This is a genomic window from Flavobacterium sp. Flavsp81, assembly GCF_059491325.1.
In genome coordinates this window covers 2,803,179-2,817,391 of sequence record NZ_CP168505.1, presented here as the reverse complement: position 1 = coordinate 2,817,391, position 14,213 = coordinate 2,803,179, and the positions used below count along the sequence as shown (strand labels likewise).

Genomic DNA, 14,213 nt, shown 5'->3' with positions numbered 1-14,213 from the left:
ATGAGCAGTTAAAATTTAACATTATAACAAATATTTAATATACTGTTATAAAATTTTATTTCCCCTTTATTTGTACTGCCATTGGCTATTTGTATTTTTAAAATACCATTTTTTGTCAACAGTCCTAATCCTGCACCAAAAGATAGTAAATTTCTTACTTTTTTAGTATTTGTAATTGTTGTTGGATCCTGATATATTCCATAATCAAGTATACTGTGAATATATAAATTCGAAGTAGTAAGATATCTGTATTCTGTTATAAGTAAGTGAGAATTGTTTGCCTGCAAACTGTTTTCTGAAAAACCTCTAATTGAATTTAAACCGCCAAATCTAAATAATTCATTTGTTATATAGTTTCTGCTTTTCAAGAAATAATTTTGTGTATTGATGTAAATAAAGCTCTTGTCATTGAGCTTAAAATTATAAGATAAATTTAGCGACGTAAAAAGTTGTTTGTTAGATTCAAGTGTTCCCGATTCATTATTAGTGTTTCTTTTTCCGTATCCAATTGTGCAGTTTAAAAATATTTTCCTGGGAAAGAGATTGTTATTATTGTCGGGTCTTTTATAATCATAACTGGAAGTAATATATGAATTCTTAAAATCGCTTATTGTTGCGTTATTAGCATTTTGAATATCACTTGATTCAGTAGATTGATAACCAAAATATATTTTTGAATTATAATTGATATAGTAACCTAAATCAATTACGGTTTTAGTATTTTGAAAAGTACTGTCTTGTTTAAATATATTTAATTGAGCTTTTACTCCTAAAGATGATTTGAAAATGTATGGAATTTCTAGTTTAGTGTTAAAAGTTTTTTGCTGATTACCATCACTTTTCCAATATAACGAAAATTGCTCACCGGCATGAAGAGTGTTAAGTAGTGAAATGTCGAGATAGCCATTTAGATTTAATTTTTTATTCTCATTGTTTGAAAATCCTATATATCCATCAAATGTATTCGCTTTTCTTTTTTCCAGATAAGTGTAAATTTTTGTTGAATCACTCGTGAATAATATTTCGGGATACTTTGTTTGATTTACAAATTCGAAATTATTTATATCGCTATAAAGTTCCTGAATTGCCTCTTGGTTAAAAGTCTTATTAATGTATTTTTTATTAAGTTGTTTTAAATGCCCTTTGGGAAAATAATCTGTCCAATTGTTGTTTATGTAATTTATAATAATGGAATTTACTCTGCGTTTTTTTTCAGAATTAAAATTTAAATCCGCATAAATTATCATATTCTTTCTCTGGATATTTTTGAGTTTTATTTTTGTTAAGGCAAATCCTTGTTTTTCGGCTTCTAAAATCTTTCGATTTATATAGTTTTCGGTTTCTTCATATGGAATAATTATAGTGTCATTTTTTGTTTCAGATGGATCAAAAAAAGAGTTATTCCTACCTATATATATATAGGTGTATTTTACTCTATGTCCAAGTGACAGTTTATAGTTGTAAGAGGAGTCGTTTATTTTGGTGTTTTCTAATAATTTAGTTTCTAAAAAACCTTTTTTATGAAGCTTTTGTATAGTGTTGTTGCTTTCTTCAATCAGGGATTTTATGTTTGGATGTGTTGTCGCGTAATTTAAGGAATCAATTGTTTGGTTTTCTCTTGTGTTAATCCCAGTAATTTTTAATTCAAAATTTTGCGCATGGCAGTTGACGCTAAGAAAAAAAATAAATATGTAAAAAGATAGTTTCAATTTTAAATATTGCATTTATTAAATATATTGCAAATATCTGTTGTTTGTTTGGAAAATCATAAGTTTAAATAATGTTATTGAAAATTAATGGATTAACATTTGTATAGTGAAAAATATTTTATACATTTGCAACCCCGTAAAAAGCGGGAATTTAATATACATAATAAATTTTTAGTATTAATTATGCCAACAATTCAACAATTAGTAAGAACAGGAAGAACTCAGATCACTAAGAAGAGTAAATCGGTTGCTTTAGATTCTTGTCCTCAAAGAAGAGGGGTTTGTACGCGTGTTTACACTACTACACCAAAAAAACCAAACTCTGCAATGCGTAAAGTTGCGCGTGTACGTTTGACAAATGGTAATGAAGTGAATGCTTACATCCCTGGAGAAGGACACAATCTACAAGAGCACTCGATAGTATTAGTGCGAGGTGGAAGGGTAAAAGATTTACCAGGTGTTAGATATCATATCGTTCGTGGAGCGCTTGACACGTCAGGGGTTGCAGGAAGAACGCAAAGAAGATCTAAGTACGGTGCTAAACGCCCAAAAGAAGCAAAAAAGTAATTTAAAACGTTAAGAGTTGGAGGTTAGGAGTTAAGGGTTAGGGATTGAAACTTTGGTAGAAGTCTGTAACAACATAACATTTAACGGATGACCTATAACTTTTTATTAAAAAAAAGACATGAGAAAAAGAGCGGCAAAGAAAAGACCACTTTTACCAGATCCAAGATTTAACGATCAATTGGTAACACGTTTTGTGAACAACTTAATGTGGGATGGTAAGAAATCTACAGCTTTCAAAGTATTTTATGATGCAATTGACATCATTGAGTCTAAAAAGCAGGATTCAGAAAAATCTTCATTAGAAATTTGGAAAGATGCTTTAACAAACGTTATGCCTCACGTAGAAGTACGTAGTCGTAGAGTGGGTGGAGCTACATTTCAAATTCCAATGCAAATTAGACCAGACAGAAAAATTTCTATGGCAATGAAGTGGTTAATACTTTATTCAAGAAGAAGAAATGAAAAATCTATGGCACAACGTTTAGCGTCAGAATGTTTAGCTGCTGCTAAAGAAGAAGGTGCTGCGGTTAAGAAAAGAATGGATACTCACAAGATGGCAGAAGCTAATAAAGCTTTCTCTCACTTTAGATTTTAATTCGTAAGAAATGGCTAGAGATTTAAAATATACAAGAAATATCGGAATTGCTGCTCACATTGATGCTGGTAAAACAACAACAACTGAGCGTATTCTTTTTTATACTGGAAAATCACATAAAATTGGTGAAGTACACGATGGTGCTGCAACAATGGACTGGATGGCTCAAGAACAAGAAAGAGGTATTACAATTACTTCAGCTGCAACAACTTGTGAATGGAATTTTCCAACTGAGCAAGGTAAAATTTTGCCTGAATCTTTGCCATATCACTTTAATATTATTGATACTCCTGGACACGTTGACTTTACTGTAGAGGTAAACCGTTCTTTACGTGTACTTGATGGATTAGTTTTCTTATTTAGTGCTGTTGATGGTGTTGAGCCTCAATCAGAAACTAACTGGAGACTTGCAGATCAATACAGGGTTCCGCGTATGGGATTCGTAAACAAAATGGACCGTCAAGGATCTAACTTTTTGGCAGTTTGTCAACAGGTTCGTGATATGTTAAAATCAAATGCAGTTGCAATTACTTTGCCAATTGGTGAAGAAAATGATTTCAAAGGTGTTGTGGATTTAGTAAAAAATCAAGCTATCATCTGGCATGATGCTACTCAAGGAGCGACTTTTGATATTGTGCCAATTCCTGAGGATATGTTAGCTGAAGTTAAAGAATACAGATCTATTCTTATTGAAGCAGTTGCTGATTATGATGAAAATCTTTTAGAGAAATTCATGGAAGATGAAAACTCTATTACAGAGGAAGAAATCAACAAAGCTTTAAGAGCTGCTACTATGGATATGGCTATCATTCCTATGATTGCTGGTTCTTCTTTCAAAAACAAAGGAGTTCAATTCATGTTAGATGCAGTTTGTAAATATTTGCCTTCTCCAATGGATAAGGAAGGTATCGAAGGGATTCATCCTGATGATGCTGAATTATTAGAAGAAGATCAAACTAAAATCTTGCGTAAGCCAGATGTAAAAGAGCCGTTCGCTGCTTTGGCATTTAAAATTGCTACTGACCCATTCGTAGGTCGTTTAGCTTTCTTCCGTGCTTACTCTGGACGTTTAGATGCTGGTTCTTATGTTTTGAATACTCGTTCGGGAAATAAAGAAAGAATTTCTCGTATCTACCAAATGCACGCTAACAAACAAAATCCAATCGATTATATTGAAGCTGGAGATATTGGAGCTGCCGTTGGATTTAAAGATATTAAAACTGGAGATACATTGTGTGATGAAAAACATCCAATTATTCTTGAGTCTATGAAATTCCCTGCGCCGGTAATTGGTATTGCAATTGAACCTAAAACTAAAGCTGACGTTGATAAAATGGGTATGGCTTTGGCTAAATTAGCTGAAGAAGATCCAACATTTACTGTTAGAACAGATGAGGCTTCAGGGCAAACAATTATATCTGGTATGGGTGAGCTTCACTTAGATATCTTAGTGGATCGTATGAAACGTGAATTTAAAGTTGAAGTAAACCAAGGTGAACCTCAAGTTGAATATAAAGAAGCGTTTACAAGAAGTGCAACGCACAGAGAGACTTACAAGAAACAATCTGGAGGTCGTGGTAAATTCGGTGATATCGTATTTACACTTGAGCCGGCTGATGAAGTTGACGGTAAAGTTCCTGTAGGATTGCAATTTGTTAATGCGGTAAAAGGTGGTAACGTTCCTAAAGAATATATTCCATCTGTAGAAAAAGGTTTCCGTGAAGCTATGAAAACTGGTCCTTTGGCTGGTTATCAAGTGGATAGTTTGAAAGTAACTTTGACAGACGGATCTTTCCATCCTGTCGATTCTGATGCGCTTTCTTTTGAATTAGCAGCTAGAATGGGTTATAGAGAAGTAGCAAAAGCTGCTGGAGCAATTATTTTGGAACCAATCATGAAAATGGAAGTTATTACTCCTGAGGAAAACATGGGAGATATCGTTGGTGATATCAACCGTCGTAGAGGTCAGGTTAATGACATGGGTGACAGAAATGGTGCTAAAACTATTAAAGCTGATGTGCCTTTGTCAGAAATGTTTGGATATGTAACAACATTAAGAACATTATCTTCTGGTAGAGCTACTTCAACAATGGAGTTTTCACATTATGCAGAAACACCTTCTAATATTTCAGAAGCTGTAATTAAAAAAGCAAAAGGTAACGCGTAATTCTTAAGAAAATGAGTCAAAAAATCAGAATAAAACTAAAATCTTACGATCACATGTTGGTGGATAAATCTGCTGAAAAGATCGTAAAAACAGTAAAAACTACTGGAGCAGTTGTAACAGGTCCAATTCCGTTACCAACTCACAAAAAACTTTTCACTGTATTACGTTCTCCGCACGTTAACAAAAAAGCGAGAGAGCAATTTGAAGTAATGTCATACAAGAGATTGATTGATATTTACTCATCTTCATCTAAAACTATTGATGCATTAATGAAACTTGAATTGCCAAGTGGAGTTGAAGTAGAAATAAAAGTATAATTTTTTTATTATATTTTATAAAAAAAGCGAGGCAGAAATGTTTCGCTTTTTTTTGTTTGTGCAAAGTTTTGTTTTTGTGATTGTTGAAGTGTTTTCTTTTTAATCAATTATGTTCTTTTTTGTTGAAATGTCTTTTATTTAGGCGGTTGCGGAAGTTTTTTATTTTGTTGATTAAGGAATTGTTAAGGCTGATATCGTTCTAAGTTAAAAATATGAAATCTGCTATTTTGAATAAATCAAATAGGATTAGGGATAAGTTTGTTTCTTGAATTTTGATAATGAGCCATTTAATTTTTGTAACTGTTTGGTATATTCAATTTTAATATCTACTTTTGCACTCCCTGTTTGGAAATTTATGTTGTTTTCAAATTGAAGGGAATTTTAGTAATTAATAATTAATATTTATGTCTGGGTTAATTGGTAAAAAAATCGGCATGACTAGTATTTTCGACGAAAACGGGAAAAACATTCCTTGTACAGTAATCGAGGCTGGGCCGTGTGTTGTTACCCAAGTCAGAACCAAAGGTGTTGACGGGTACGAAGCGTTGCAACTTGGTTTCGATGACAAAAACGAGAAACATTCCACTAAAGCGGCTTTAGGTCACTTTAAAAAAGCTGGAACTGTTGCTAAGAAAAAAGTCGTTGAATTTCAAGATTTTGCAACTGAACAAAAATTAGGAGATCTTATTGATGTTTCTATTTTTGCTGAAGGAGAATTTGTAGATGTACAAGGTGTATCTAAAGGTAAAGGTTTTCAAGGGGTTGTTAAACGTCACGGATTTGGTGGTGTTGGACAAGCAACTCACGGTCAACACAACCGTTTAAGAGCGCCAGGTTCTGTGGGAGCTTCTTCTTATCCATCTAGAGTATTCAAAGGAATGCGTATGGCTGGAAGAATGGGAGGAGACAATGTAAAAGTTCAAAACCTTAGAGTTTTAAAAGTAGTGGCTGAAAAGAACCTGCTTGTTATTAAAGGATGTGTTCCTGGACATAAAAACTCTTATGTAATCATTCAGAAGTAATGGAAGTAAAAGTATTAGATTTCAACGGAAAAGATACTGGAAGAAAAGTTCAACTTTCTGATTCAGTATTCGCAATTGAACCAAACAATCACGCTGTATACCTTGATGTTAAGCAATATCTTGCTAATCAAAGACAAGGAACTCACAAAGCTAAAGAAAGAGCTGAAGTGACAGGAAGTACACGTAAGATTAAAAAACAAAAAGGAACTGGTACAGCTCGTGCGGGAAGTATTAAAAATCCATTGTTTAAAGGTGGTGGAACTATTTTTGGGCCAAGACCAAGAAGTTATTCATTCAAATTGAATAAAGGCTTGAAAAGATTGGCAAGAAAATCAGCGTTCTCAATCAAAGCAAAAGAGTCGAATATTATCGTTCTTGAAGACTTTGGATTTGAAGCTCCAAACACTAAAAATTTCATTAACGTTTTGAAAGCTTTAGGGTTAGAAAATAAAAAATCTCTATTTGTGTTGGGTGAAGCGAATAAAAATGTATATTTGTCGTCACGCAATTTAAAGGCTTCTAATGTCGTAACTAGCTCTGAATTAAGCACTTACGCTATTTTAAACACTAATAATTTAGTGCTTTTAGAAGGTTCTTTGGAGTTAATTGAAGAAAATTTAAGCAAATAATAGGAATATGAGCATCATAATTAGACCTATAGTAACAGAAAAAGTAACCAAAGAAAGTGAAGTTTTAAACCGCTTCGGATTCGTTGTTGACAAAAAAGCAAACAAAGTTCAGATTAAGAAAGCTATCGAAGCTGCTTATGGAGTAACTATCGTTTCAGTTAACACGATGAACGTAAGACCGGACAGAACTACAAAATACACTAAAAGTGGTTTGATCAGTGGAAAGACAAATGCTATCAAAAAAGCAATTGTGCAAGTACAAGAAGGAGAAACAATTGATTTTTACAACAATATCTAAGATAAAATGTCAGTAAGAAAATTAAAACCTATTACCCCAGGTCAGCGATTTAGAGTTGTGAATGGTTATGACGCCATTACAACTGATAAGCCGGAACGCTCTTTGATAGCGCCGATAAAAAACTCTGGTGGTAGAAATAGTCAAGGAAAGATGACCATGCGTTATACGGGTGGTGGTCACAAGCAGAGATATCGTATTATTGATTTCAAACGTACAAAAGAAGGAATTCCGGCTACTGTGAAATCAATCGAATACGATCCAAATCGTACTGCATTTATCGCTTTATTAGCTTATGCTGATGGTGAGAAAACTTATGTTATCGCACAAAACGGATTGAAAGTTGGTCAGAAATTAGTTTCTGGTCCGGAATCTCAACCTGAAATTGGTAACACATTGCCTTTAAGCAGAATTCCTTTAGGAACTGTAATCTCTTGTATTGAGTTACGTCCAGGTCAGGGAGCGGTAATCGCTCGTTCAGCTGGTACATTTGCTCAATTAATGGCAAGAGATGGAAAATATGCTACAATTAAAATGCCATCTGGTGAAACAAGATTGATCTTGTTAACTTGTTCGGCTACAATTGGAGCTGTTTCTAATTCAGACCACCAATTAGTTGTGTCAGGAAAAGCTGGTAGAACAAGATGGTTAGGAAGAAGACCTAGAACAAGACCTGTTGCAATGAACCCTGTTGATCACCCAATGGGTGGTGGAGAAGGACGTTCTTCTGGTGGACATCCACGTTCAAGAAATGGAATACCAGCAAAAGGTTATAGAACTCGTTCTAAGAAAAACCCGAGTAACAAGTATATCGTAGAACGTAGAAAGAAATAATAAGATATGGCACGTTCATTAAAAAAAGGACCTTTCGTTCATTATAAGTTAGACAAGAAAGTTCAGGAAAACATTGAAAACGGAAATAAAGGAGTGGTAAAGACTTGGTCTAGAGCTTCTATGATTACTCCAGACTTTGTTGGACAGACTATCGCAGTTCATAACGGTCGTCAATTTGTACCAGTTTACGTAACAGAAAACATGGTAGGTCACAAATTAGGAGAATTTTCACCAACTAGATCTTTTAGAGGTCATGCTGGAGCAAAAAATAAAGGTAAAAAATAAGAAGCAATGGGAGTTCGTAAAAGAGAAACAGCAGATGCGAGAAAAGAGGCTAATAAGTCTATTGCTTTCGCAAAATTGAATAACTGCCCTACTTCACCTAGAAAAATGCGCTTAGTAGCGGACTTGGTAAGAGGTCAGAAGGTAGAAAGAGCACTTAACATCTTAAGATTCAGTTCTAAAGAAGCTTCAAGAAAATTAGAAAAACTATTATTATCTGCAATCAACAATTGGGAGCAAAAAAATAGTGAAGGTAATTTAGAAGAAGCTGGGTTATTTGTTAAAGAGATCAGAGTAGATGGTGGAATGATGTTGAAAAGACTTCGTCCAGCTCCACAAGGTCGTGCACACAGAATAAGAAAACGTTCTAACCACGTAACAATCGTGCTTGGAGCTATCAATAACACACAAAGCAATTCTTAAGCAGCATGGGACAAAAGACAAATCCAATTGGAAATAGACTTGGTATCATCAGAGGGTGGGACTCAAACTGGTATGGTGGAAATGATTACGGTGATAAACTTGCCGAAGATCACAAAATCAGAAAGTATATCCACGCTCGTTTATCAAAAGCTAGTGTATCAAAAGTAATCATCGAGAGAACTTTGAAACTTGTAACCGTTACTATCACTACTGCAAGACCTGGTATCATTATCGGAAAAGGCGGACAAGAGGTAGACAAGTTAAAAGAAGAACTTAAGAAAGTTACTGACAAAGAGGTTCAAATCAACATCTTTGAAATCAAAAGACCTGAATTAGATGCTTATCTTGTGGCGACAAGCATCGCTCGTCAAATCGAAAGCCGTATCTCTTACAGACGTGCAATCAAAATGGCTATTGCTGCTTCTATGCGTATGAACGCTGAAGGTATCAAAGTTTTGATTTCTGGTCGTTTGAATGGTGCTGAGATGGCACGTTCAGAAGGTTTCAAAGAAGGTAGAATTCCTCTATCAACTTTCAGAGCTGATATTGATTATGCTTTGGCTGAAGCTCATACTACTTACGGTAGAATGGGTATCAAAGTATGGATCATGAAAGGTGAAGTTTATGGAAAGAGAGATCTTTCTCCACTTGCAGGAATGGATAAAAAACAATCCGGAACTGGTGGTGGTAAAGGTGGCGATTCTCCGAGAGGAGACAGAAAGCCTTTTAATAAAGGTGGAAAACCAGACGCTCGTAAAAGAAAGTAAATTTTTAAACTAAAGAAAAATGTTACAGCCTAAAAGAACAAAATACCGTAAGGTACAAAAAGGTAAAATGAAAGGTAACTCTCAAAGAGGGCATGAACTTTCTAATGGAATGTTTGGTATTAAATCTGTACATGAAGATGGAATGTTCTTAACGTCTCGTCAAATCGAAGCTGCGCGTATTGCTGCAACTCGTTTTATGAAGAGAGAAGGACAATTATGGATCAAAATATTTCCAGACAAACCAATTACTAAGAAACCTCTTGAGGTACGTATGGGTAAAGGTAAAGGTGCCGTTGAATATTGGGCTGCCGTTGTTAAACCCGGAAGAATTATGTTTGAAGTTGGAGGAGTTCCTTTATCAGTTGCAAAAGAGGCTTTACGTCTTGCGGCTCAAAAGCTTCCAGTAAAAACTAAGTTCGTCGTTGCTAGAGATTTCGAAGCATAATTAAATTTATATTATGAAACAATCAGAAATAAAAGATCTTTCTGCAGCGGAGTTGCAAGAAAAACTTAGTCAAACTAAGAAAGTATATGCTGACCTAAAAATGGCTCACGCTATTTCTCCAATTGAGAACCCGCTTCAAATTAGAAGTGTAAGAAGAACAGTTGCAAGATTAGCTACAGAGTTAACTAAAAGAGAGTTACAATAATTGTATTCTGCTGAAAGATGGAAGAAAAAAGAAATTTAAGAAAAGAAAGAATAGGTGTTGTTACTTCAAATAAAATGGATAAATCTATTGTTATTGCTGAAGTAAGAAAAGTAAAACACCCATTATACGGTAAGTTCGTGTTGAAAACAAAGAAATACGTTGCACACGACGAAACAAACGACTGTAACATTGGAGATACTGTAAGAATTAGCGAAACGCGTCCTTTAAGTAAAACAAAATGTTGGAGATTAGTTGAAATCTTAGAAAGAGCTAAATAATTATGGTACAACAGGAATCAAGACTAAAAGTAGCAGATAACACGGGAGCAAAAGAAGTTTTAACTATCCGTGTTTTAGGAGGTACCAAAAGAAGGTATGCCTCTGTTGGTGACAAGATTGTAGTATCTATTAAAGATGCAACTCCTAACGGTAACGTTAAAAAAGGAGCTGTTTCAACTGCAGTTGTTGTACGTACCAAAAAAGAAGTGAGAAGAGCTGATGGTTCTTATATCCGTTTCGATGATAATGCTTGTGTTCTTTTGAACGCTGCAGGGGAAATGAGAGGAACTCGTGTTTTTGGTCCGGTAGCAAGAGAACTTCGTGAAAAACAATTCATGAAAATTGTATCATTAGCACCAGAAGTGCTTTAATTCGTTTTAAGATGATAAAGCTAAAAATAAAATCAGGAGATATCGTAAGAGTTATTGCTGGAGACCATAAAGGTGCTGAAGGTAAAGTTTTACGTGTTTACCGTGAGAAAAACAAAGCGATAGTTGAAGGTGTAAACATGGTTTCGAAACATACAAAACCAAGTGCTAAAAACCCTCAAGGTGGTATCGTTAAGAAAGAAGCTTCTATACAAATATCTAACATTTCACTAATTGATCCTAAAACTAAGGAAACAACTAGAGTTGGTATTAGAGTAGAGGGAGATAAGAAAGTAAGATTTTCAAAAAAATCTAATCAAGTACTATAGTAATGGCATATACACCTAGACTAAAAGAAGAATATAAGAGTAGAGTAATCTCTGCTCTTAAAGAGGAATTCGGATATACAAACGTGATGCAAGTTCCAAAACTTGAAAAAATCGTTTTGAGCCGTGGAGTTGGTGCAGCTGTATCTGATAAAAAACTTATTGACTATGCAGTTGATGAGTTAACAAAGATCACTGGACAAAAAGCAGTATCTACAATTTCAAAGAAAGACGTTGCGTCTTTCAAATTGAGAAAAGGTATGCCTATTGGAGCAAAAGTTACTTTACGTGGAGAAAGAATGTATGAGTTTTTAGACAGACTTGTTACTTCTGCTTTGCCACGCGTTAGAGATTTTAGTGGTATTAAAGCTACTGGTTTCGATGGAAGAGGTAACTACAACCTTGGAGTTTTGGAGCAAATCATTTTCCCTGAAATTGATATTGACAAAGTAAACAAAATTTCAGGAATGGATATTACATTTGTTACTACTGCAAAAACAGACAAGGAAGCAAAGTCATTATTGGCTGAATTAGGATTACCTTTTAAAAAGAATTAAGACATGGCTAAAGAATCAATGAAAGCCCGTGAGGTGAAAAGAGAGAAAACGGTAGCAAAGTATGCTGAGAAAAGAAAAGCTTTGAAAGAAGCCGGAGATTTTGAAGGTTTACAAAAATTACCTAAAAATGCTTCACCAGTTCGTTTGCACAATCGTTGTAAGTTAACAGGCAGACCAAGAGGTTATATCCGTCAATTCGGTATTTCACGTGTAACTTTCCGTGAGATGGCTAATAATGGGTTAATTCCTGGAGTTAAAAAAGCGTCTTGGTAATCTCGCAATAAGTTAGTACTTTTGCAAACCAAAAAATAATTTTAATTGATTAAAGGTTCGGGAGATGAGTATCTCCCGAAAACCATAATCGCAATCAAATACATATGTATACAGATCCTATTGCAGATTATTTGACTAGAGTTCGTAACGCTGTGGCTGCAAACCACAAAGTTGTTGAAATTCCGGCTTCTAATCTAAAAAAAGAAATAACTAAGATCTTATTTGATCAAGGTTATATCTTGAGTTACAAATTTGAAGACAACTCTGTTCAGGGTTCAATCAAGATCGCTTTGAAGTATGACAAAGATACTAAAGAGCCTGTGATTAAAGATATCCAAAGAATTAGTAAACCTGGTTTACGTAAATACGCAGGTGCTGCCAAATTACCAAGAATCCTTAACGGATTAGGAATTGCAATTGTTTCAACTTCTAAAGGTCTTATGACTGGAAAACAAGCAAAACAATTAAATGTAGGTGGTGAAGTAATTTGTTACGTATACTAATTTTAAAGACTAAATAAGATGTCAAGAATAGGTAAAAGCCCAGTTGTAGTCCCTGCCGGTGTAACTGTAGAAGTTAAAGACGGTATCATTACAGTAAAAGGAAAAAAAGGTCAACTAACTCAGGAGTTTTCGGACATTACTGTAAAAGTTGAAGGCGATCAGGTTCTATTAGAAAGATCGTCTGATCATAAAGACCAAAGAGCAAAACACGGATTATACAGATCATTAATCAATAACATGATCATTGGTGTATCTGAAGGTTTTACAAAAGAACTTGAATTAGTTGGAGTTGGTTACAGAGCTTCAAACCAGGGTCAAAAATTAGATTTAGCTCTTGGATATTCTCACAATATTGTTTTAGAAGTTGCTGCTGAAGTAGTTGTTGAAACAATATCTGAAAAAGGTAAAAACCCTATCGTAAAATTAACATCATTTGATAAACAACTTTTAGGTCAGGTTGCTGCGAAAATTAGAGGTTTCCGTAAGCCTGAGCCATATAAAGGAAAAGGTGTTAAATTTGTGGGTGAAGTATTAAGAAGAAAAGCAGGTAAATCAGCTTAAAAAATAAGATTATGTCATTAACAAAATCTGATAGAAGACAGAGAATTAGATTCAGAATTAGAAAATCGATTAGTGGTACTGCTACTAACCCAAGACTATCTGTATTTAGAAGTAACAAAGAAATTTATGCTCAACTTATTGATGACGTAAATGGGGTTACTTTATTAGCTGCATCTTCAAGAGAAAAAGAAATAGGAAAAGGTACTAACGTTGAAATCGCTGCTGCTGTTGGAAAATTAGTTGCAGAGAAAGCGTTAAAAGCCGGGATTGATACCATCACTTTTGATAGAGGTGGATATTTATATCACGGTCGTATTAAATCATTAGCAGAAGGCGCAAGAGCGGCTGGACTTAAATTCTAATATATTATGTCTAAATACAAAAATGTAGAATTGGTAAAACCAAGTGGTCTTGAACTTAAAGATCGTCTGGTAAGTGTTAATCGTGTTACTAAAGTTACAAAGGGTGGTAGAGCTTTCGGTTTTTCTGCTATTGTAGTTGTAGGTGATGAAAACGGAGTAGTTGGTCACGGATTAGGAAAATCTAAAGACGTTTCTGAAGCAATTGCGAAAGCAGTAGAAGATGCTAAGAAAAATTTAGTAAAAATTCCTTTGAATGGACAATCTGTTCCTCACGAACAAAAAGGTAAATTTGGTGGTGCACGTGTATTCTTAATTCCTGCTTCTCATGGTACAGGAGTTATTGCTGGTGGAGCTGTTCGTTCAGTTCTTGAATCAGTAGGTATTCACGATGTATTATCTAAATCTCAAGGATCATCAAATCCTCATAACGTGGTTAAAGCAACTTTTGATGCTTTATTACAAATGAGAAGCGCTTATACTGTTGCAAAACAAAGAGGTGTTTCTTTAGAAAAAGTTTTTAAAGGTTAATTCAAGGAAATTATGGCTAAATTATTAGTAAAACAAGTAAGAAGCAAAATCAACTGTCCTCTTTCTCAAAAGAGAGGTTTGGAAGCTTTGGGTCTACGTAAAATGGGACAAGTTGTAGAGCATGATTCAAACCCTGCTATCCTTGGGATGATAAACAAAGTTAAACACTTAGTTTCTGTCGAAGAAGCTAAATAACAAAT

24 protein-coding genes are annotated in these 14,213 nt (G+C 34.5%); 23 read left to right on the top strand and 1 reads right to left on the bottom strand.

The genetic code is table 11. The annotated features are described in order from the left end of the window. Nucleotides 1–8 precede the first annotated feature (8 nt). Nucleotides 9–1,709 carry a BamA/TamA family outer membrane protein gene (locus ACEN92_RS11855; protein WP_495638572.1) on the bottom strand — a complete coding sequence of 567 codons (1,701 nt, stop codon included), beginning with the start codon at nucleotides 1,707–1,709 and terminating at the stop codon, nucleotides 9–11. Between the two features lie 183 nt (nucleotides 1,710–1,892). On the opposite strand from ACEN92_RS11855, the gene rpsL reads away from it, so the two are divergent. From rpsL to rpmD, 23 genes are all read left to right on the top strand, one after another. Next, a complete protein-coding gene (gene rpsL, locus ACEN92_RS11850) occupies nucleotides 1,893–2,276 on the top strand; it encodes a 30S ribosomal protein S12 (protein WP_007136570.1) in 384 nt (127 codons plus the stop codon). Nucleotides 2,277–2,394: 118 nt separating this feature from the next. Continuing rightward, nucleotides 2,395–2,871, top strand: a complete 477-nt coding sequence (gene rpsG / locus ACEN92_RS11845; RefSeq protein ID WP_007803600.1) for a 30S ribosomal protein S7 — start codon at nucleotides 2,395–2,397, stop codon at nucleotides 2,869–2,871. Between the two features lie 10 nt (nucleotides 2,872–2,881). Beyond that, nucleotides 2,882–5,038 (top strand): elongation factor G, encoded by a 2,157-nt coding sequence (gene fusA / locus ACEN92_RS11840; protein WP_495638571.1) that lies wholly within the window; start codon nucleotides 2,882–2,884, stop codon nucleotides 5,036–5,038. Between the two features lie 11 nt (nucleotides 5,039–5,049). After that, on the top strand, nucleotides 5,050–5,355 hold the full coding sequence (gene rpsJ / locus ACEN92_RS11835) for a 30S ribosomal protein S10 (protein WP_007803605.1): 306 nt from the start codon (nucleotides 5,050–5,052) through the stop codon (nucleotides 5,353–5,355). A 404-nt stretch (nucleotides 5,356–5,759) separates the two neighbouring features. Further along, the gene (rplC, locus tag ACEN92_RS11830; RefSeq protein WP_007803612.1) at nucleotides 5,760–6,377 is read left to right on the top strand and encodes a 50S ribosomal protein L3; all 618 of its coding nucleotides are present in this window, start codon (nucleotides 5,760–5,762) and stop codon (nucleotides 6,375–6,377) included. Beyond that, nucleotides 6,377–7,006, top strand: coding sequence for a 50S ribosomal protein L4 (gene rplD / locus ACEN92_RS11825; protein ID WP_495638570.1), 630 nt, complete (start codon nucleotides 6,377–6,379; stop codon nucleotides 7,004–7,006). Before rplC ends, rplD begins: the two co-directional genes overlap by 1 nt. Before the next feature lie 7 nt (nucleotides 7,007–7,013). Then, entirely contained in the window at nucleotides 7,014–7,304 is a 291-nt protein-coding gene (gene rplW / locus ACEN92_RS11820; protein WP_007803621.1) for a 50S ribosomal protein L23, read from the top strand. Between the two features lie 6 nt (nucleotides 7,305–7,310). Then, on the top strand, nucleotides 7,311–8,135 hold the full coding sequence (rplB, locus tag ACEN92_RS11815; RefSeq protein ID WP_059114053.1) for a 50S ribosomal protein L2: 825 nt from the start codon (nucleotides 7,311–7,313) through the stop codon (nucleotides 8,133–8,135). 6 nt (nucleotides 8,136–8,141) lie between these two features. Beyond that, nucleotides 8,142–8,420, top strand: coding sequence for a 30S ribosomal protein S19 (rpsS, locus tag ACEN92_RS11810; protein ID WP_007803626.1), 279 nt, complete (start codon nucleotides 8,142–8,144; stop codon nucleotides 8,418–8,420). 6 nt (nucleotides 8,421–8,426) lie between these two features. Next, nucleotides 8,427–8,840: a 50S ribosomal protein L22 gene (gene rplV, locus ACEN92_RS11805; protein WP_007803631.1), complete on the top strand. Its 414-nt coding sequence runs from the start codon at nucleotides 8,427–8,429 to the stop codon at nucleotides 8,838–8,840. Nucleotides 8,841–8,845: 5 nt separating this feature from the next. Further along, complete coding sequence (gene rpsC, locus ACEN92_RS11800) at nucleotides 8,846–9,607, top strand: 30S ribosomal protein S3 (RefSeq protein ID WP_007803635.1); 762 nt, start codon at nucleotides 8,846–8,848, stop codon at nucleotides 9,605–9,607. Nucleotides 9,608–9,626: 19 nt separating this feature from the next. Further along, the gene (rplP, locus tag ACEN92_RS11795) at nucleotides 9,627–10,052 is read left to right on the top strand and encodes a 50S ribosomal protein L16 (RefSeq protein WP_007803637.1); all 426 of its coding nucleotides are present in this window, start codon (nucleotides 9,627–9,629) and stop codon (nucleotides 10,050–10,052) included. Between the two features lie 13 nt (nucleotides 10,053–10,065). Beyond that, the gene (gene rpmC, locus ACEN92_RS11790) at nucleotides 10,066–10,257 is read left to right on the top strand and encodes a 50S ribosomal protein L29 (RefSeq protein ID WP_031456038.1); all 192 of its coding nucleotides are present in this window, start codon (nucleotides 10,066–10,068) and stop codon (nucleotides 10,255–10,257) included. A gap of 17 nt (nucleotides 10,258–10,274) precedes the next feature. After that, a complete protein-coding gene (gene rpsQ, locus ACEN92_RS11785) occupies nucleotides 10,275–10,535 on the top strand; it encodes a 30S ribosomal protein S17 (RefSeq protein ID WP_007803646.1) in 261 nt (86 codons plus the stop codon). A gap of 2 nt (nucleotides 10,536–10,537) precedes the next feature. After that, entirely contained in the window at nucleotides 10,538–10,906 is a 369-nt protein-coding gene (gene rplN, locus ACEN92_RS11780; protein WP_007803649.1) for a 50S ribosomal protein L14, read from the top strand. 11 nt (nucleotides 10,907–10,917) lie between these two features. Further along, nucleotides 10,918–11,232: a 50S ribosomal protein L24 gene (gene rplX, locus ACEN92_RS11775; protein WP_007803650.1), complete on the top strand. Its 315-nt coding sequence runs from the start codon at nucleotides 10,918–10,920 to the stop codon at nucleotides 11,230–11,232. A 2-nt stretch (nucleotides 11,233–11,234) separates the two neighbouring features. Further along, on the top strand, nucleotides 11,235–11,786 hold the full coding sequence (rplE, locus tag ACEN92_RS11770; protein WP_007803652.1) for a 50S ribosomal protein L5: 552 nt from the start codon (nucleotides 11,235–11,237) through the stop codon (nucleotides 11,784–11,786). 3 nt (nucleotides 11,787–11,789) lie between these two features. After that, nucleotides 11,790–12,059: a 30S ribosomal protein S14 gene (gene rpsN / locus ACEN92_RS11765; RefSeq protein ID WP_007803655.1), complete on the top strand. Its 270-nt coding sequence runs from the start codon at nucleotides 11,790–11,792 to the stop codon at nucleotides 12,057–12,059. Between the two features lie 104 nt (nucleotides 12,060–12,163). Further along, a complete protein-coding gene (gene rpsH, locus ACEN92_RS11760; RefSeq protein WP_017495014.1) occupies nucleotides 12,164–12,562 on the top strand; it encodes a 30S ribosomal protein S8 in 399 nt (132 codons plus the stop codon). An 18-nt stretch (nucleotides 12,563–12,580) separates the two neighbouring features. After that, entirely contained in the window at nucleotides 12,581–13,123 is a 543-nt protein-coding gene (rplF, locus tag ACEN92_RS11755) for a 50S ribosomal protein L6 (protein ID WP_495638569.1), read from the top strand. Nucleotides 13,124–13,134: 11 nt separating this feature from the next. After that, nucleotides 13,135–13,485, top strand: a complete 351-nt coding sequence (gene rplR, locus ACEN92_RS11750; RefSeq protein ID WP_042565878.1) for a 50S ribosomal protein L18 — start codon at nucleotides 13,135–13,137, stop codon at nucleotides 13,483–13,485. Nucleotides 13,486–13,488: 3 nt separating this feature from the next. Beyond that, the gene (gene rpsE / locus ACEN92_RS11745; protein ID WP_085950271.1) at nucleotides 13,489–14,013 is read left to right on the top strand and encodes a 30S ribosomal protein S5; all 525 of its coding nucleotides are present in this window, start codon (nucleotides 13,489–13,491) and stop codon (nucleotides 14,011–14,013) included. A gap of 12 nt (nucleotides 14,014–14,025) precedes the next feature. Beyond that, complete coding sequence (gene rpmD / locus ACEN92_RS11740; RefSeq protein ID WP_017495010.1) at nucleotides 14,026–14,208, top strand: 50S ribosomal protein L30; 183 nt, start codon at nucleotides 14,026–14,028, stop codon at nucleotides 14,206–14,208. Nucleotides 14,209–14,213: the final 5 nt, after the last annotated feature.

Bases quoted from the DNA above. Each gene is read 5' to 3' on its own strand.
- rplN (WP_007803649.1), top strand. From the start codon at position 10,538: ATGGTACAACAGGAATCAAGACTAAAAGTAGCAGATAACACGGGAGCA.
- rplC (WP_007803612.1), top strand. From the start codon at position 5,760: ATGTCTGGGTTAATTGGTAAAAAAATCGGCATGACTAGTATTTTCGAC.
- rplE (WP_007803652.1), top strand. From the start codon at position 11,235: ATGGCATATACACCTAGACTAAAAGAAGAATATAAGAGTAGAGTAATC.
- rpsC (WP_007803635.1), top strand. From the start codon at position 8,846: ATGGGACAAAAGACAAATCCAATTGGAAATAGACTTGGTATCATCAGA.
- rplW (WP_007803621.1), top strand. From the start codon at position 7,014: ATGAGCATCATAATTAGACCTATAGTAACAGAAAAAGTAACCAAAGAA.
- rplF (WP_495638569.1), top strand. From the start codon at position 12,581: ATGTCAAGAATAGGTAAAAGCCCAGTTGTAGTCCCTGCCGGTGTAACT.
- rpsL (WP_007136570.1), top strand. From the start codon at position 1,893: ATGCCAACAATTCAACAATTAGTAAGAACAGGAAGAACTCAGATCACT.
- rpsH (WP_017495014.1), top strand. From the start codon at position 12,164: ATGTATACAGATCCTATTGCAGATTATTTGACTAGAGTTCGTAACGCT.
- rplB (WP_059114053.1), top strand. From the start codon at position 7,311: ATGTCAGTAAGAAAATTAAAACCTATTACCCCAGGTCAGCGATTTAGA.
- rplP (WP_007803637.1), top strand. From the start codon at position 9,627: ATGTTACAGCCTAAAAGAACAAAATACCGTAAGGTACAAAAAGGTAAA.
- rpsQ (WP_007803646.1), top strand. From the start codon at position 10,275: ATGGAAGAAAAAAGAAATTTAAGAAAAGAAAGAATAGGTGTTGTTACT.
- rplD (WP_495638570.1), top strand. From the start codon at position 6,377: ATGGAAGTAAAAGTATTAGATTTCAACGGAAAAGATACTGGAAGAAAA.
- rpmC (WP_031456038.1), top strand. From the start codon at position 10,066: ATGAAACAATCAGAAATAAAAGATCTTTCTGCAGCGGAGTTGCAAGAA.
- rpsN (WP_007803655.1), top strand. From the start codon at position 11,790: ATGGCTAAAGAATCAATGAAAGCCCGTGAGGTGAAAAGAGAGAAAACG.
- rpsG (WP_007803600.1), top strand. From the start codon at position 2,395: ATGAGAAAAAGAGCGGCAAAGAAAAGACCACTTTTACCAGATCCAAGA.
- rplV (WP_007803631.1), top strand. From the start codon at position 8,427: ATGGGAGTTCGTAAAAGAGAAACAGCAGATGCGAGAAAAGAGGCTAAT.
- rplX (WP_007803650.1), top strand. From the start codon at position 10,918: ATGATAAAGCTAAAAATAAAATCAGGAGATATCGTAAGAGTTATTGCT.
- rplR (WP_042565878.1), top strand. From the start codon at position 13,135: ATGTCATTAACAAAATCTGATAGAAGACAGAGAATTAGATTCAGAATT.
- rpsS (WP_007803626.1), top strand. From the start codon at position 8,142: ATGGCACGTTCATTAAAAAAAGGACCTTTCGTTCATTATAAGTTAGAC.
- rpmD (WP_017495010.1), top strand. From the start codon at position 14,026: ATGGCTAAATTATTAGTAAAACAAGTAAGAAGCAAAATCAACTGTCCT.
- rpsJ (WP_007803605.1), top strand. From the start codon at position 5,050: ATGAGTCAAAAAATCAGAATAAAACTAAAATCTTACGATCACATGTTG.
- fusA (WP_495638571.1), top strand. From the start codon at position 2,882: ATGGCTAGAGATTTAAAATATACAAGAAATATCGGAATTGCTGCTCAC.